The following is a 14302-nucleotide window of genomic DNA, read 5'->3' on the forward strand; positions in this document are numbered from 1 at the left end:
GGTTTGGGGTGAGGGATCCCCTAGCGATGGGCCAGGTTCAAATGCGCGGCATGCTCAGCGGTCGTCGCGCGTCCAGATCGCGCCAGCCTCTTCTCGCACCGGGAAGCTGGCGATCGGCTCGTAGGCCGGGGGGCGAGTCACCGCGCCCGTGCGCAGGTCGAAGCGCGCGCCGTGGCGCGGGCATTCGACCTCGAATCCGAATACCTCGCCACCGGCCAGATCGCCACCGTCGTGGGTACAGACATCCTCGACGGCATACAACCCGCCGTCGACGTTGTAGACCGCGATCGGCGTGTCGCCGTCGAACACCACCCGGAACTCGCCCGGCAGCAGTTCGCCCGGCGCGCACACGCGCACCCAGCCCTGCGCCGCCAGGCTCATGCGGTCACTCCGGCCAGTTGCTTGACCAGGAGTTCGAAACGCAGGTCGTCGCGGCGGGGTATACCGAAGCGCTCCTGGCCGTAGGGGAACGGCTTGTAGGTGCCGGTACGGCGGTAGCCGCGGCGCTCGTACCAGGCGATCAGCTCCTCGCGCTGCACGATCACCGTCATCTCCATCAGCCGGCAGCCCCACTCCGACCGCGCGACGCGCTCGGCCTCGCCCAGCAGCAGCCTGCCCAAGCCGCCGGCCTGCAACGTGGGATCAACCGCAAACATGCCGAAGTAGGCCGCCTCGCCCATCCGCTCGACATGGCAACTGGCGAGCAGCCGACCGTCGCGTTCCAGCAGCATGATGCGGCTGTCCGGACGGGCGATCGCCTCGGCAACGTCGGCCGCGTCGGTGCGCTGGCCGTCGAGCAGGTCCGACTCGGTGGTCCATCCGCGCCGACCCGAATCCCCGCGGTAGGCCGATTCGACCAGCGCGACGATGGAGGGGATATCGGCCGCGCTGGCCGTGCGGAAACTGGGCGTGGGAAGCATCGACATGCGCACATGATAGCGAGGGCCGCGCGAGCGGCGATGACCTGGGACAGGATCGCGGCCGTGCCGCGCTTCACGCCGCTTTCTGGCCGCAACCGTTCCACTGGCTCACCCTTGGAGGCATCTCTGTGCCGCTCATCCAACGCCCGCTGTGGCTCGTCCCGTGCATGCTGGTGCTGGCCGCCTGCGGCGTGCGCGCACGGTTGCCCGTGGCGGCGGGCTTCGGTCCGGACCCCGCGTTGCCGCCGCCCGATTCGGCCTTGATCCCCACGGTGAACATCGCCCCAGCCAAAGGCTGGCCACCGGGCGCCAAGCCCACGGCCGCACCCGGCCTGGTCGTGCAGGCCTTCGCCCGCGGGCTGGACCACCCGCGTTGGCTCTATGTGCTGCCCGATGGCGACGTGCTGGTGGCCGAGACCAATGCCCCGCCCCGCCCACAGGACGCCACGGGCCTCAAGGGCTGGGCCATGCGGCGGATCCAGAAGCGCGCGGGCGCCGGCGTGCCCAGTGCCGACCGCATCACCCTGCTGCGCGACGCCAATGGGGACGGCATCGCCGAAACGCGCGACGTGCTGCTCGACCACCTGCACTCGCCCTTCGGCATGGCGCTGGTCGGCGACGCGCTGTACGTGGCGGATACCGATGCGCTGCTGCGCTTCCCCTACCGCAACGGTGCGACCCGCATCGATGCGGCCGGCAGCAAGGTGGCCGACCTGCCGGCCGGGCCGATCAATCACCACTGGACCAAGAACGTGGTCGCCAGTCCGGACGGCCGGCGGCTGTACGTCACGGTCGGCTCGAACAGCAACGCGGGCGAAAATGGCCTCTCGGTGGAACGCGATCGTGCGCGCATCCTCGAGATCGACCGGGCCAGCGGCGCCACCCGCGTCTATGCCACTGGCCTGCGCAATCCGGTCGGCATGGCTTGGCAACCGCAAAGCGGCGCGCTGTGGGTGGCAGTGAACGAGCGCGACGAGCTGGGCAGCGACCTGGTGCCCGACTACATGACCGCGGTGCGCGAAGGCGCCTTCTACGGCTGGCCTTACAGCTACTATGGCGCGCACGTGGACGAACGGGTGAAGCCGCAGGATCCCGCACGGGTCGCCCGCGCGGTCGTGCCCGACTACGCTTTGGGCCCGCACACCGCTTCGCTGGGCCTGGCGTTCTACGACGCGGCCCTGATGCCGCAGTTCCGCGACGGCGCCTTCGTCGGCCAGCATGGCTCGTGGAACCGCAAGCCGTTGAGCGGCTACCGCGTGATCTTCGTCCCGTTCGCCGATGGCACACCCGCCGGCCCGCCACAGGACGTGCTGACCGGCTTCGTCGACAAGGACGGCAACGCGCAGGGCCGCCCCGTCGGCGTGGCGGTGGCCCGGGATGGCGCGCTGCTGGTCGCCGACGACGTGGGCAACACGATCTGGCGCGTCGCTCCGGCCCATCCGCGGGGCGGGGGCCAGCCCACCGGTCGCAACCACAAACCGGTGGACTGACGCCCGCCCGGACGCATCACATCAGCAGCCTGCGCACCTTCTGCAGCGCTGCGACGAATACGTCGACCTCGTCCATCGTGTTGTAGAACGCCAGCGAGGCGCGCAGCGTGGCGGGCACGCCGTAGTGCTGCATGAGTGGATGCGCGCAGTGGTGACCCGAGCGCACGGCCACGCCTTCGAGATCCAGCAGCGTTGCCAGGTCGGTCGATTGCGTGCCCTGGATCAGGAACGAGATGACCGGTTCCTTGTCCGCCACCTCGCCGAACAGCCGCAACCCGGGTACCTCTCGCAACCGGTCGGTGGCGTAGGCCAGCAGCTCCTGCTCCCAGGCATGGATCGCGGCCAGGTCGAGCGAGTGGTAGTAGTCCACCGCCGCGCCCAGGCCGACGAAACCGGCGATGTTGGGCGTGCCCGCCTCGAACTTGTGCGGCGGGTCGGCAAAGGTGGTGCCGTCCACGCGCACCTGCCGGATCATGTCGCCGCCGCCGAAGAACGGCGGCATCGCGTCCAGGTGCGCGCGGCGCGCCCACAGCGCGCCAGTGCCGGTCGGGCCGAGCATCTTGTGCCCGGTGAAGGCGTAGAAATCGCAGCCTAGCGCCTGCACGTCGACCGGCCGGTGCGGCACCGCCTGCGAGCCGTCGACCAGCAGGGGAATGCCGCGGCGCGTGCACTCGCGCGCGATCTCGCGCACCGGGTTGACCGTGCCCAGCACGTTGGAGACGTGCGCCACGCAGGCAAGCTTCACGTCGGGAGTGAGCATGTCCAGGTAACGCTCCACGATCAGCTCGCCGCGCTCGTCGATGGGCGCGAACTTCACCGAGGCGCCACTGCGCTGGGCCACCAGCTGCCACGGCACGATATTGGCGTGGTGCTCCATCAGCGTGGTGAGGATCGCATCGCCAGGCTTCAGCTGCGGCAGCGCGAAGCTGTAGGCCACCAGGTTGATCGCCTGCGTGGTACCGGAGGTGAGCACCAGTTCGTTGCGCGAGGATGCGTTGATGAATCGCGCCAGCTTGTCGCGTGCACCCTCGTAGGCCAGCGTGGACTCCTCGCCCAGTTGGTGCACGGCACGCGAGACGTTGGCGTTGTGCAACCGGTAGTGCGCGTCCACCGCCTCGATCACCATCGCCGGCTTCTGGCTGGTATTGGCGTTGTCCAGGTAGACCAGCGGCTTGCCGTGCACGCTGCGCGCAAGCAGCGGGAAATCGGCGCGGATGCGCGCGACGTCGAAAGCGGGCGCCGGGTGCGCGTGGGCGGCAGTGGCGGACATCGGTGTCTCGTTTTGTGAAGGGATCACGACGTTTTAGCCTGCCGAATGTGAAGGAAAGTTGCGCTTGCCCCAGCGGGAGGGTGGCGAACTGCTCATCCTCCCGTGAAGACCGAAGGCCGGAAGGAGATGCGTCAGTCCGGAAGCCGGGCCAGCAGCAACTGCTGGATGTGTTCGCGCAGCGCCGCGTCGGCCAGCGATTCGAATGGCGCGCGCGCGAAGGCCGTGGTCAGCAGCGTGCGCGCCTGCGCTTGGGGAATGCCGCGCGAGCGCAGGTAGAACAGCGCGCGCTCGTCGAGCTGGCCGACGGTCGCGCCGTGCGCGGCTTTCACCTCGTCGGCGTAGATCTCCAGCTCCGGCTTCGTATCGATCTCTGCCTGTGCCGACAGCAGCAGGTTCTTGTTGCCCAGCGAAGCATCGGCACCGTCGGCACCGGCGTTCACCACGATGGCTCCGCGGAACACGCCGCGCCCCCGTCCACTGGCCACCCCGCGCCAGGTCGAGGTGGAGACGGTCTGGCGCGCCTGATGGTGGATCGCCAGCTGGGTATCCATGTGCTGGCGACCGTCCGGCAGGAATGCACCGTGGGTGTGGAAAGCGGCCGCGTCGCCGACGAGCTCGGCCCGCAGGTCATGGCGGACCAGCAGGCCACCCAGCTCCAGCACGTGCAGGTGCGCCCGGGCACGCGCATCGAGCCGGTAATGGCTGCGGCGGACCAGGCTGCTGCCGGCGCCAGCCTGCTGCAGCACGACATGGTGGAGGGTCGCGTCCGCATGCACGGTGAAATCGGTGAGCTGGGTAGCCAGGTGCGCCTGCTCGCCGGAGCCCAGGTGCTGTTCGACCCATGTCAGTTCGGCACCCTCGCCTACCTCCACGAGATGGCGCCCGTGCCAGGCCAGATCATGTCCGGCCGCCGCTCCGATGGAGAGCACGCGCAACGGCGCGGCGATCCTGGCCCCGGCAGCCACGCGCAGCACGGTGCCGTCGGTGGCGAAGGCGCCATTGAGGCGGGCGAATGCGTCGCCGGGCTCGCGGTAATGCCGCGACATGGCGAATCGCAACGCTTCGGGTTCATCGACCAGGGCGCGCGACAGCGGCTGCAGGCTCACGCCAGCCGGCAACGCGTCGAGCACGGAAAGATCGCCGCGGAATACGCCGTTGACGAACACGAGCGCGGGACCGTCGATGCCTGCCATTGCCCATGCCGATGGGTCGACCACCCGCTCGCACGCCTGCGCATCGCCGACGGCGAAGCTGCGCTGCGCCAGCGCCCGCAGCGCGGTGTACTTCCATGCCTCCACGCGCGTGTCCGGCAGGCCGGCGTCGGCGAAGGCCTCGAGATTTCCGCGGCGCGCCTGGTCCAGCCAGGCGATGCCGCTGGCCGGCAGCGGCGCGTCGGCCAGTGCGGCCACGAACGGCGTGCGGGCGGGCTGGTTCATGCGGAGGCCCCGGCCGGTTCGCCGTGTTCGGCCACCCAGGCGTAGCCGTGCTCTTCGAGCTTGAGCGCCAGGCTGCTATCGCCGCTTTCGACGATGCGCCCGCCGGCCAGCACGTGCACGAAGTCCGGCACGATGTAGTCGAGCAGGCGCTGGTAGTGGGTTACCACGATGAACGAGCGCTCCGGCGAGCGCAGCGCGTTGACGCCCTCGGCCACCTGCTTGAGCGCGTCGATGTCGAGCCCCGAGTCGGTCTCGTCCAGGATCGCCAGCTTCGGTTCGAGCAGCGCCATCTGGAAGATCTCGTTGCGCTTCTTCTCGCCGCCGGAGAAGCCCTCGTTCACGGCGCGATTGAGCAGGTCCGGCGAGAGCTGCATGATCTTGAGCTTCTCGCGCACCAGCTTGAGGAACTGCATCGAGTCGAGCTCGGCCTCGCCGCGGGCCTTGCGCTGCGCGTTGAAGGCCGCGCGCAGGAAGTAGGTGTTGTTCACGCCCGGGATCTCGACCGGGTACTGGAACGCCAGGAACACGCCAGCGGCGGCGCGCTCCTCCGGCTCCAGCTCCAGCAGGTTGCGGCCCTCGAACAGCACCGAGCCTTCGGTCACCTCGTAGCCTTCGCGCCCGGACAATACGTTGCCCAGCGTGGACTTGCCAGCGCCGTTGGGCCCCATGATGGCGTGCACCTCGCCCGGCTTCACCTCGAGCGAGAGGCCCTTCAGGATGTCCTTGCCCTCGACGCGGGCGTGCAGGTTGTCGATCTTGAGCATGGTGGTGTCCATCAGGCGGAAAGGTGCGCGAGCGCGTCGAGCGCGTCCTCGCGGCGGTCCCAGGGCACGAACACGTGGTCGTGCAGGAACGCCGAAACCGGGTTGCAGGAAATGCCGCGCGCGGCCAGCGCGGCGGACACGGCGGCCATCATGCCGACCGCGTCGAGGCTCGATTCCACGCCGAGCGTGATCTGCGCCCACAGCAGCCGGTCGGCGACCAGCTCGGGGCCTTCCAGGTCGTGGTCGACGATCAGCGTGACGCCCTCGTCCTCGCGGAACATCATCAGCGCCTCATGCAGGCGTGCGGCGGCCTTGTCGTGCGCGACGAACAGGAACCGGCGCGGCATCGGGTGCAGGCGCGGGTTCAGGCCGGCGAGCAAGGCATGCAGGTCGGTGCCGCCGGGATGGGCGCTGGTGGCGGCAGTGGTCATCCGACCGCGCCCTCGAGCGAAACCTCGAGCAGCTTCTTGGCCTCGACCGCGAACTCCATCGGCAGCTCGCGGAAGACCTGCTTGCAGAAGCCGTCGACGATCATCGACACGGCGTCTTCCTCGCCGATGCCGCGCGAGCGGCAATAGAACAGCTGGTCGTCGGAGATCTTCGAGGTGGTCGCCTCGTGCTCGACGATCGCGGTGGGATTCTTCACTTCCATGTACGGGAACGTGTGCGCGCCGCACTTCTTGCCGATCAGCAGCGAATCGCACTGTGTGTAGTTGCGCGCGCGCTCGGCACCCTTCTCCACCTTGACCAGCCCGCGGTAGCTGTTGGAGCTGCGCCCGGCCGAGATGCCCTTGGAGACGATCTTGGACTTGGTGTCCTTCCCCAGGTGGATCATCTTGGTGCCGGTATCGGCCTGCTGGAAGTGGTGCGTCAGCGCCACCGAGTAGAACTCGCCGACCGAGCGATCGCCGCGCAGCACCACCGAAGGATACTTCCAGGTCACCGCCGAACCGGTCTCGACCTGCGTCCAGCTGATCTTGCTGTCCGCGCCGCGGCAGTCGCCACGCTTGGTCACGAAGTTGTAGATGCCGCCGACGCCGTTCTCGTCGCCCGGATACCAGTTCTGCACGGTCGAGTACTTGATGTTTGCGCCCTCGAGCGCGACCAGCTCGACCACCGCCGCGTGAAGCTGGTTCTCGTCGCGCCGCGGCGCGGTGCAGCCTTCCAGGTAGGAGACCTGCGCGCGGTCCTCGCAGACGATCAGCGTGCGCTCGAACTGGCCAGTGTTCTGCGCGTTGATGCGGAAGTAGGTCGACAGCTCCATCGGGCAGCGCACGCCTGCCGGCACGAACACGAAGCTGCCGTCGGAGAACACCGCCGAATTCAGCGCGGCGAAGTAGTTGTCGCCCTGCGGCACCACGCTGCCCAGGTACTTCCGGACCAGCTCCGGATGCTCGCGGATCGCCTCGCTCATCGAGCAGAAGATCACGCCGGCCTCGGCCAGCTTCTTGCGGAAGGTGGTACCGACCGAGACCGAGTCGAACACCGCATCCACCGCCACGCCGGCCAGCGCGGCGCGCTCATGGAGTGGCACACCCAGCTTCTCGTAGGTTTCCAGGAGCGCGGGATCGACCTCATCCAGCGACTTCGGTCCCTGCTTCGGAGCCGAGTAGTAGCTGATCGCCTGGTAGTCGATCGGATCGATCTTGAGCTTGGCCCAGTCGGGCGTGGGCATGGACTGCCAATGGCGGAAGGCCTCCAGGCGCCACTCGGTCATCCACTCCGGCTCGCGCTTGATCGCGGAGAGCTGGCGGATGGTGCCCTCGTCCAGGCCCGGCGGCAGGCTGACGCTTTCGATGTCGGTGACGAAGCCGGCTGCGTAGTTGCGGCCGAGCGCTTCGGCAACCTCGGCGTTGTCACGCAACACGGCGCTGCCGGCCAGGTTCTCAACGGATTCGGATGTCATGCGTGGGTCCTGCCTTTCAGTTCGCTCAGCGCCACGGTGGCGACCGCCGGGCGCGGCGGCTGCAGCATGTCGGCCAGGCTCACCGCACGCAGCGCGCTGTCCAGCACGCTGCTGATGCGCCGCCAGCTGCCACGCACGCCGCACTGCGACTCGCGGTCGCACTGTCCTTCGACGCTGCATTCGGTCATGCCGATCGGTCCTTCCATCGCCTCGACGATCTGTGCCAGGCTGATCTCGCGCGCCGGGCGCGCCAGGCGGTAGCCGCCGTTGACGCCGCGGAACGATTCGACCAGGCCGGCGTGGCCCAGCGATTTCAGGAGCTTGCTCACGGTCGGCAGTTCCAGCCGCGTCTCGTCGGCGATCTGCGCCGTGCTCAACACGTCGTGCGGATGGGCGGCGATGCAGGTCATCACCACCGCGGCGTAATCGGTGAGGCGGCTGACGCGGAGCATGGGATGCGGGCCGATTGAATCCAGACCAAAATGGTACGGATTACATGGCCGCGCGTCAACGACACAAGCCGCTGCACCGCAACGGTGCAGGCGCCGCACCGAGGCGAGGCAGTCCGTGAACCACGCTTGCCACGACGGCGACCGCACGGGCCCGCGAACGCTGGCATGCCACGTGCTGTCCTGCAGCGGACGCCGGCCAATGGAGGTGCGCGATGAAGTGGCTCGTAGCGGTCATCAAGCCGTTCACGCTCGAGGACGTGCGGCAGGCGCTGGCCGATGCCGGCGTCCGCGGCATGACCGTCGGCGAAGTCCGGGGCTGCGGTCGCGAGCGCGGCGACACCGAGCTCTATCGTGGTGCGGGGTATGCGGTCGACTTCCTGCCCAAGCTCCGGATCGAGGTCGCGGTAGCGGACGACCGGGTCGAGCGGGCGATCGAGGCCATTTGCGAGGCCGCGCATACCGGCAAGGCAGGCGACGGCAAGCTCTTCGTACTGCCGCTGGAACACGTCGTGCGCGCCCGCACGCGGGAGGTCGACGCCGATGCTCTCTGAAACCAGAGCGCGAAAGACAGGCCGCCTGCAACGGCTCGCCATGGCGCTGGCCTGTGCTGCGCCGGCACTGGCGCTGGCTGCCCCCGCCCGGTCCGACAGCGGCGATACCGCCTGGATGCTTACCGCGGTGATGCTGGTGCTGCTGATGACCCTGCCGGGCCTGGCGCTGTTCTACGGCGGCATGGTGCGCGCGAAGAATCTGCTGTCAGTATTGATGCAGTGCTTCGCCATCACCGCGCTGGTCTCGGTGCTGTGGCTGCTCTACGGCTATTCGCTGGCTTTCAGCACGGTCGGGATGCAGGCAGGCGCGGTCGAGCTGCATTCGTTCGTGGGCGGTTTCGATCGAGCGTGGCTGGCGGGACTGCGACCAGATTCCCTGCATGGCGACATCCCCGAAAGCCTGTTCGTGATGTTCCAGCTCAGCTTCGCCATCATCACGCCGGCGCTGATCGTGGGCGCCTTCGCCGAACGGATGAAGTTCAGCGCCCTGCTCTGGTTCACCGGCCTGTGGCTGACGATGGTCTACCTGCCGATGGCACACATGGTGTGGGGCGGGCCCGGTGCGCTGCTCGGCGACCTGGGCGTGCTGGATTTCGCCGGTGGCACGGTGGTGCACATCAAGCCGGCGTCGCCGGGCTGGCCGCCTGCATGGTGATCGGCAAGCGCCGCGGCTGGCCGGCCACGCCGATGCCGCCACACAACGTCGGCTACACCGTGATCGGGGCGAGCCTGCTCTGGCTGGGCTGGTTCGGCTTCAACGCCGGCTCGGCGCTGGCCGCCGACGGCAGCGCGGGGATGGCCATGCTGGTGACGCAGATCGCCACGGCCGGCGCTGCGCTGGGCTGGTTGGCCGCCGAGTGGGCACTGCATGGCCGCCCGAGCGTGCTCGGCATCGTGTCCGGTGCGGTGGCCGGACTGGTGGCGGTGACGCCCGCCGCCGGCACGGCCGGACCGGCCGGCGCGCTGCTGCTGGGCAGCGTCGCCGGCGTCGTGTGCTTCTTCACCGCCACACGGCTGAAATACCGGCTCGGCTACGACGATGCCCTGGACGTGTTCGGCGTGCACGCGGTGGCGGGCATTCTCGGCGGCTTGCTGACCGGGCCGCTGGCCTCGCCCGCGCTCGGCGGCTTCGGGACGGTGGCATCGCCGCTGGTGCAGCTGCGGATCCAGGCCGAGGGCGTCGGCTTCACCATCGCCTGGAGCACGGCCTGGAGTTTCGGGCTGCTCAAGCTGATCGACCGCACCATCGGGCTGCGCGTCACCGACGAGCAGGAGCTGATCGGACTGGATCTGGCGCTGCACGAGGAGCGCGGATACAACCTTTCCTGAAGCCGCCTTGCCTGGGGCGGCTCAGAGTCGGCCGTCGACCGCCTGCTGTGGCAGCACCGACTTGACGTCGTAGATCACCGCGCCTGGCTTGCCGAGCGCGCGGATGCGCGCAGCACCCATGTCGTGGAACTGGCGGTGCGCCACCGCCACGATGATCGCGTCGTAGCCCTGTGCGGGCTCGTCCACCAGCCGTACCCGGTAGGTGCGTTCGGCTTCGGCCGCATCGACCCAGGGGTCGTACACGTCCACCTGCGCGGCGGAGGATTCGAGTTCGCGCACGATGTCGATCACACGCGTGTTGCGCAGGTCCGGGCAGTTCTCCTTGAAGGCGAAGCCCAGCACCAGCACGCGCGCATCGACGATGTGCAGGCGCCGCTCGCTCATCAGCCGGATCACGCGATCGGCCACGACGCTGCCCATGCGGCTGTTGATGCGCCGTGCCGCCAGGATCAGTTCCGGGTGATACCCAGTGACCTCGGCCTTGTGGGTGAGGTAGTAGGGATCCACGCCGATGCAGTGCCCGCCGACCAGGCCCGGGCGAAACGGCAGGAAGTTCCACTTGGTGCCGGCGGCGGCGAGCACTTCCTCGGTATCGATGCCCAGCCGGTGGAAGATCAGCGCCAGCTCGTTGACCAGCGCGATATTGACGTCGCGCTGCACGTTCTCGATCACCTTGGCCGACTCGGCGACGCGGATCGAGGAGGTCTTGTGCGTGCCGGCGTGGATGATGGTGCGGTAGAGCGCATCGACCCGCTCGGCCGCTTCGGGCGTCGACCCGGAAGTGAGCTTCACGATGTCGGTCACGCGCCGCGCGTGGTCGCCTGGATTGATCCGCTCCGGGCTGTAGCCACAGAAGAAATCGGTATTGAAGGTCAGCCTCGAGCCCTCGGCCAGCAGCGGCACGCAGACTTCCTCGGTCGTGCCTGGATACACGGTCGACTCGAACACCACCAGGTCGCCCCGCTTGAGCAGCGGGCCGAGCATGCGGCAGGCCGACTCCAGGGGCCTGAGGTCCGGCCGCTGGGCTTCGTCGATCGGGGTCGGCACGGTGACGACGAAGACATTGCAACGGGCCAGGTCGACAGCCCGGTCGGTGAAGGACAGCCGCGTGGCGATGCGCAGCTGTTCGGCCGTGGTTTCCAGCGTATGGTCATGGCCCTCGCGCAGTTCGGCCACGCGCGCCGCATCGATGTCGTAGCCGAGCGTGTCGAAGTGACGGCCGAATTCGACCGCCAGCGGCAAGCCCACGTAGCCCAGTCCGATGATGCCGATGTGTGGAGGAGTGCTGGCTTCCATGGGTTCTGGCAGGCGATGAAATTCGCTGAGCCTACAGGATGCCGGCGGCCGGGAGCCTGCCCCGCTTTGCATTTCGCCCATCATGCACAGCCACCGCTCGAGCGTTCCTGCGTGGACGAACAGGCCCATCCCGAGCTTCCCTGGCCCGGCTTCTCGCCAGAGCGCCCGTTCGTGCTGCCGCTGCAGGCAGGACGCATGGCCACGCCCTTCGGCGAGGCATGCGAGATCGAGGGCGTGCGGCTTGTGCGCAAACCGGAATTCCACGTCACCGTGCTGAGCCAGGAGCTGTCCCGCACCGCCGCGGTCCTGGGCACGGCTCGGCTGCGTGCGTTGTACGAGTCCCGGCCGTGGACGCCGCGCCGGACCGGCCGCTACGCCCTGCTCCACGACGCCAAGCCGGCGCTCGGCGGCACGCTCGAACGCTGGTCGCTGATCGAGCATCTGGAGCTGCCTGCGATGGATCATTTCCGCGGCGAACTGGCGCGCATGCTGGGCCCGACCCTGGCCGACCCGGTGCCGCACGTGACCCATTTCGTGCGCGGCGCCCCCAACGGTATCGGCGTGCCGAACACCCGTGCGCTGCAGGCGCTTCAGCTGCGCGAGGTGTTGCTCTGACCATCACCCGGCCCGCACGCCGGCCGCACCACACTGGGGCCCTCCAGCCAGCGAGGGCAGCCTCATGCGAGAACCGATCGAACCGGGCTTCATGGTCTTCGTCGCCGACGGCGAACTCGGCGTGGGCGCCGTGCGCGAAGTGCATGCGGAGAGCCGGGAACTGGTGGTCAACGTCGAGAACGGCGGCGATTTCACGCTGCCGGCCGAGGCCATCCGCGACGTGCACGAGGGCAAGGTGATCCTCGACATCGACCACCTGCCGCAGGCGATGCGCAACGCGCTGAGGCACCCGCACGACGCCGAGTACCCGGACTCGGTCTACGCCGCGACCGACCCGCGCGACGGTGCGCTCAAGGACTGAAGCGCAGGTGCGCGGCGAGAAGGAAAAGATGCTCGCCGGCGATCTCTACGACGCCAGCGATGCTCAGCTTCAGTCCGACCTCGCCGCGAACCACCGCTGGCTGGCCCGCTACAACGCCGCGTTGGCCGAAGGGCCGGCGCAGTGGCATGCCCTGCTGAAGGAACGCCTGGCCATGGTCGGTGACGGCGCGGTCATCCGACCGCCGTTCCATTGCGACTACGGCTTCAACATCCACCTGGGCGCGGGCGTGTTCATCAATTTCAACTGCGTCATCCTGGACGTGGTCGAGGTGCACATCGGCGAACGCACGCAGATCGGACCTGGCGTGCAGGTCCTCGCCGCCGACCATCCGCGCGATCCGGCGAAGCGCGCCACCGGCGAGGAATTCGGGCGGCCGGTGCGGATCGGCCGCAACGTGTGGATCGGCGCCGGCGCGCTGATCCTGCCGGGCGTCAGCGTGGGCGACGACGCCCTCGTCGGTGCCGGCAGCGTGGTCACCCGCGACGTGCCCGCCGGTGCCACCGTGGTCGGCAACCCGGCGCGCGTTCGCGGCTGACCGCAGCGATCAGGGAACCGCCGTACTGATCCGTTCAGTGCCCGCGGCCACCACGCTCGCGGTGCTCAGGCGTGCCCCGTAGGCGGCATGCCAAGGCGCTGCTGACCATATCCTCTCAGCAGGGGAGCGCTCAGCCGGGCGTGGCCACGTCGAACGCATACGCCGTGCGCTGCGCGGCGGGCCGCTCGCGCCAGGCCGCGGCGAAGGCGGCGAGATGGCGATAGGGCGCGAGCGGCAGCGTGTCACGGAACGCCAGGTGTTCGAGCAGGCAGAACAGCGACGCTTCGAGCAGGCTGAGGTCGTGCGCAGGCAGCCCGCGCAAGACCGACTCCAGGTTCGCATCCAGCCACGCCAGGGCGTTGCGGAAGCCGTCCGCCGCCTTGGCGAAATACACGTTCTCCGCCGGCAGCCGCGCCACCTGCATGCCGAACACCAGCTGCACCTGCGCGTTCATGCCGTGCCAGACGAGTTCCTGCGCGTTGCGCGCGCGCAGGTCGGGCAGTTGCCCGGTCCAGACGATGCGAGCCGGCTGGCTGGCACGTTCCGCCAGGGCGTGGCAGATGTTCTCCGCGCCGAACACGGGCCCTTCAGGCAGCACCAGCACCGGCAGCTTGAGTGCCGGGTTGCCGGCGTAGTCCGCTGGATCGCGCGACGCCAGGTCGTGCAACGGCACGAACGCATAGGCGACGCCCAATTCCTCGGCGAACAGGCGCACAAGCCGGGTGAAGTGGGAACTGCTGCGTCCGACGAGGCGCGGCTGATCGGGCATGCGGCGTGTCCGGTGGGGGCGGGCCTCGCCAATGTAGGACATCGGCCCGCTTCGCGCAGTCGCTTCAAGCCGCGCCGGCCGCCATCGCTTCGGCGGCGCGGCAATGCCCGCTGTCAGGGCCTTCCATCTGGCGCACCTCGCATTCGAGATCCCATTCGTTCCCGTGCAGCGCCAGGAACCGCTTGGTGAGCTCGATTGCCTGGACCATCGATTCGGCGTTGAGGATGGCGTAGCCGCCAATCACCTCTTTGCTTTCGGTGAACGGCCCGTCGGTGGTCGACAGCCGGCCCTGGCACAGCCTGAGCCGCACGCCCTCGGCGCTGGGGCGCAGGCCCGCGGTATCGACCAGGGTGCCTTCGCGGGTCATCTGTTCGATCAGCCTGCCCATGTCGGCGGTCAGCTGCTCGCTGGGCATCCGGCCGGTTTCCTGGATACGGATCATGGATAGGAAGCGCATGGTGGTTCTCCTTCGATGGGGTGATCGGCTGCGGCGCGCTCGCTGCGCCTGCGGGTACGACGCGCGGGGGCGCGCCGAATCGACACGCCCGGCTGGCCCTTGCGGGACGCAGCGGCTCCTCGGTACCGCT

Annotated in this window: 16 protein-coding genes and 1 pseudogene; 6 read left to right on the forward strand and 11 right to left on the reverse strand. The window is 68.9% G+C overall.

All coding sequences use genetic code 11. From position 1 onward, the window contains the following. Positions 1–54: 54 nt before the first annotated feature. Positions 55–381 (reverse strand): non-heme iron oxygenase ferredoxin subunit, encoded by a 327-nt coding sequence (locus tag BMZ38_RS01590; RefSeq protein WP_091333300.1) that lies wholly within the window; start codon positions 379–381, stop codon positions 55–57. Then, positions 378–926, reverse strand: a complete 549-nt coding sequence (locus BMZ38_RS01595; RefSeq protein ID WP_091333302.1) for a GNAT family N-acetyltransferase — start codon at positions 924–926, stop codon at positions 378–380. Before BMZ38_RS01595 ends, BMZ38_RS01590 begins: the two co-directional genes overlap by 4 nt. 161 nt (positions 927–1087) lie before the next feature. Here BMZ38_RS01595 and BMZ38_RS01600 point away from each other — a divergent pair, with 161 nt between their 5' ends. Next, complete coding sequence (locus BMZ38_RS01600; protein WP_091334308.1) at positions 1088–2410, forward strand: PQQ-dependent sugar dehydrogenase; 1323 nt, start codon at positions 1088–1090, stop codon at positions 2408–2410. 16 nt (positions 2411–2426) lie between these two features. Here BMZ38_RS01600 and BMZ38_RS01605 read toward each other — a convergent pair whose 3' ends face one another. The 6 genes from BMZ38_RS01605 to BMZ38_RS01630 form a co-directional block, all read right to left on the reverse strand. Beyond that, the gene (locus BMZ38_RS01605; protein ID WP_091333304.1) at positions 2427–3680 is read right to left on the reverse strand and encodes a cysteine desulfurase; all 1254 of its coding nucleotides are present in this window, start codon (positions 3678–3680) and stop codon (positions 2427–2429) included. Between the two features lie 131 nt (positions 3681–3811). Then, entirely contained in the window at positions 3812–5116 is a 1305-nt protein-coding gene (gene sufD, locus BMZ38_RS01610; protein WP_091333306.1) for a Fe-S cluster assembly protein SufD, read from the reverse strand. After that, a complete protein-coding gene (gene sufC, locus BMZ38_RS01615; RefSeq protein ID WP_091334311.1) occupies positions 5113–5880 on the reverse strand; it encodes a Fe-S cluster assembly ATPase SufC in 768 nt (255 codons plus the stop codon). Before sufC ends, sufD begins: the two co-directional genes overlap by 4 nt. Positions 5881–5891: 11 nt before the next feature. Further along, positions 5892–6311, reverse strand: a complete 420-nt coding sequence (locus BMZ38_RS01620) for an ACT domain-containing protein (protein ID WP_091333308.1) — start codon at positions 6309–6311, stop codon at positions 5892–5894. Beyond that, on the reverse strand, positions 6308–7786 hold the full coding sequence (sufB, locus tag BMZ38_RS01625; protein ID WP_091333310.1) for a Fe-S cluster assembly protein SufB: 1479 nt from the start codon (positions 7784–7786) through the stop codon (positions 6308–6310). The genes BMZ38_RS01620 and sufB overlap by 4 nt, the downstream gene beginning before the upstream one ends. Next, positions 7783–8238 (reverse strand): SUF system Fe-S cluster assembly regulator, encoded by a 456-nt coding sequence (locus BMZ38_RS01630; protein ID WP_091333312.1) that lies wholly within the window; start codon positions 8236–8238, stop codon positions 7783–7785. Before BMZ38_RS01630 ends, sufB begins: the two co-directional genes overlap by 4 nt. Before the next feature lie 212 nt (positions 8239–8450). On the opposite strand from BMZ38_RS01630, the gene BMZ38_RS01635 reads away from it, so the two are divergent. Both BMZ38_RS01635 and BMZ38_RS01640 read left to right on the forward strand, forming a co-directional pair. Further along, on the forward strand, positions 8451–8789 hold the full coding sequence (locus tag BMZ38_RS01635) for a P-II family nitrogen regulator (RefSeq protein ID WP_091333314.1): 339 nt from the start codon (positions 8451–8453) through the stop codon (positions 8787–8789). A gap of 40 nt (positions 8790–8829) precedes the next feature. Next, a pseudogene (locus BMZ38_RS01640) lies at positions 8830–10118 on the forward strand (ammonium transporter). Between the two features lie 21 nt (positions 10119–10139). Here the strand turns inward: BMZ38_RS01640 and BMZ38_RS01645 are convergent. Then, positions 10140–11414, reverse strand: a complete 1275-nt coding sequence (locus BMZ38_RS01645; protein ID WP_091333316.1) for a nucleotide sugar dehydrogenase — start codon at positions 11412–11414, stop codon at positions 10140–10142. 111 nt (positions 11415–11525) lie between these two features. Between BMZ38_RS01645 and BMZ38_RS01650 the strand changes: the two genes are divergently transcribed. From BMZ38_RS01650 to BMZ38_RS01660, 3 genes are all read left to right on the forward strand, one after another. After that, positions 11526–12029 (forward strand): hypothetical protein, encoded by a 504-nt coding sequence (locus BMZ38_RS01650; RefSeq protein WP_139202362.1) that lies wholly within the window; start codon positions 11526–11528, stop codon positions 12027–12029. Positions 12030–12093: 64 nt separating this feature from the next. Then, on the forward strand, positions 12094–12390 hold the full coding sequence (locus BMZ38_RS01655; RefSeq protein WP_175483646.1) for a hypothetical protein: 297 nt from the start codon (positions 12094–12096) through the stop codon (positions 12388–12390). A 7-nt stretch (positions 12391–12397) separates the two neighbouring features. Beyond that, entirely contained in the window at positions 12398–12946 is a 549-nt protein-coding gene (locus BMZ38_RS01660; RefSeq protein WP_091333320.1) for a sugar O-acetyltransferase, read from the forward strand. 130 nt (positions 12947–13076) lie between these two features. On the opposite strand, the gene BMZ38_RS01665 is transcribed toward BMZ38_RS01660, so the two are convergent. Both BMZ38_RS01665 and BMZ38_RS01670 read right to left on the reverse strand, forming a co-directional pair. Then, on the reverse strand, positions 13077–13715 hold the full coding sequence (locus tag BMZ38_RS01665; protein WP_091333322.1) for a glutathione S-transferase family protein: 639 nt from the start codon (positions 13713–13715) through the stop codon (positions 13077–13079). Between the two features lie 64 nt (positions 13716–13779). Continuing rightward, positions 13780–14172, reverse strand: coding sequence for a YciI family protein (locus tag BMZ38_RS01670; protein WP_091333324.1), 393 nt, complete (start codon positions 14170–14172; stop codon positions 13780–13782). Between the last annotated feature and the right edge of the window lie 130 nt (positions 14173–14302).

The organism is Frateuria terrea, assembly GCF_900115705.1.
GTDB lineage: Bacteria > Pseudomonadota > Gammaproteobacteria > Xanthomonadales > Rhodanobacteraceae > Frateuria_A > Frateuria_A terrea.

Excerpts from the sequence above, each read along its gene's own strand:
- sufB (WP_091333310.1), bottom strand. The coding sequence starts at position 7,786 with ATGACATCCGAATCCGTTGAGAACCTGGCCGGCAGCGCCGTGTTGCGT.
- sufC (WP_091334311.1), bottom strand. The coding sequence starts at position 5,880 with ATGCTCAAGATCGACAACCTGCACGCCCGCGTCGAGGGCAAGGACATC.
- BMZ38_RS01670 (WP_091333324.1), bottom strand. The coding sequence starts at position 14,172 with ATGCGCTTCCTATCCATGATCCGTATCCAGGAAACCGGCCGGATGCCC.
- BMZ38_RS01645 (WP_091333316.1), bottom strand. The coding sequence starts at position 11,414 with ATGGAAGCCAGCACTCCTCCACACATCGGCATCATCGGACTGGGCTAC.
- BMZ38_RS01655 (WP_175483646.1), top strand. The coding sequence starts at position 12,094 with ATGCGAGAACCGATCGAACCGGGCTTCATGGTCTTCGTCGCCGACGGC.
- BMZ38_RS01600 (WP_091334308.1), top strand. The coding sequence starts at position 1,088 with ATGCTGGTGCTGGCCGCCTGCGGCGTGCGCGCACGGTTGCCCGTGGCG.
- BMZ38_RS01595 (WP_091333302.1), bottom strand. The coding sequence starts at position 926 with ATGTCGATGCTTCCCACGCCCAGTTTCCGCACGGCCAGCGCGGCCGAT.
- BMZ38_RS01665 (WP_091333322.1), bottom strand. The coding sequence starts at position 13,715 with ATGCCCGATCAGCCGCGCCTCGTCGGACGCAGCAGTTCCCACTTCACC.
- BMZ38_RS01630 (WP_091333312.1), bottom strand. The coding sequence starts at position 8,238 with ATGCTCCGCGTCAGCCGCCTCACCGATTACGCCGCGGTGGTGATGACC.
- sufD (WP_091333306.1), bottom strand. The coding sequence starts at position 5,116 with ATGAACCAGCCCGCCCGCACGCCGTTCGTGGCCGCACTGGCCGACGCG.
- BMZ38_RS01635 (WP_091333314.1), top strand. The coding sequence starts at position 8,451 with ATGAAGTGGCTCGTAGCGGTCATCAAGCCGTTCACGCTCGAGGACGTG.
- BMZ38_RS01590 (WP_091333300.1), bottom strand. The coding sequence starts at position 381 with ATGAGCCTGGCGGCGCAGGGCTGGGTGCGCGTGTGCGCGCCGGGCGAA.
- BMZ38_RS01605 (WP_091333304.1), bottom strand. The coding sequence starts at position 3,680 with ATGTCCGCCACTGCCGCCCACGCGCACCCGGCGCCCGCTTTCGACGTC.
- BMZ38_RS01620 (WP_091333308.1), bottom strand. The coding sequence starts at position 6,311 with ATGACCACTGCCGCCACCAGCGCCCATCCCGGCGGCACCGACCTGCAT.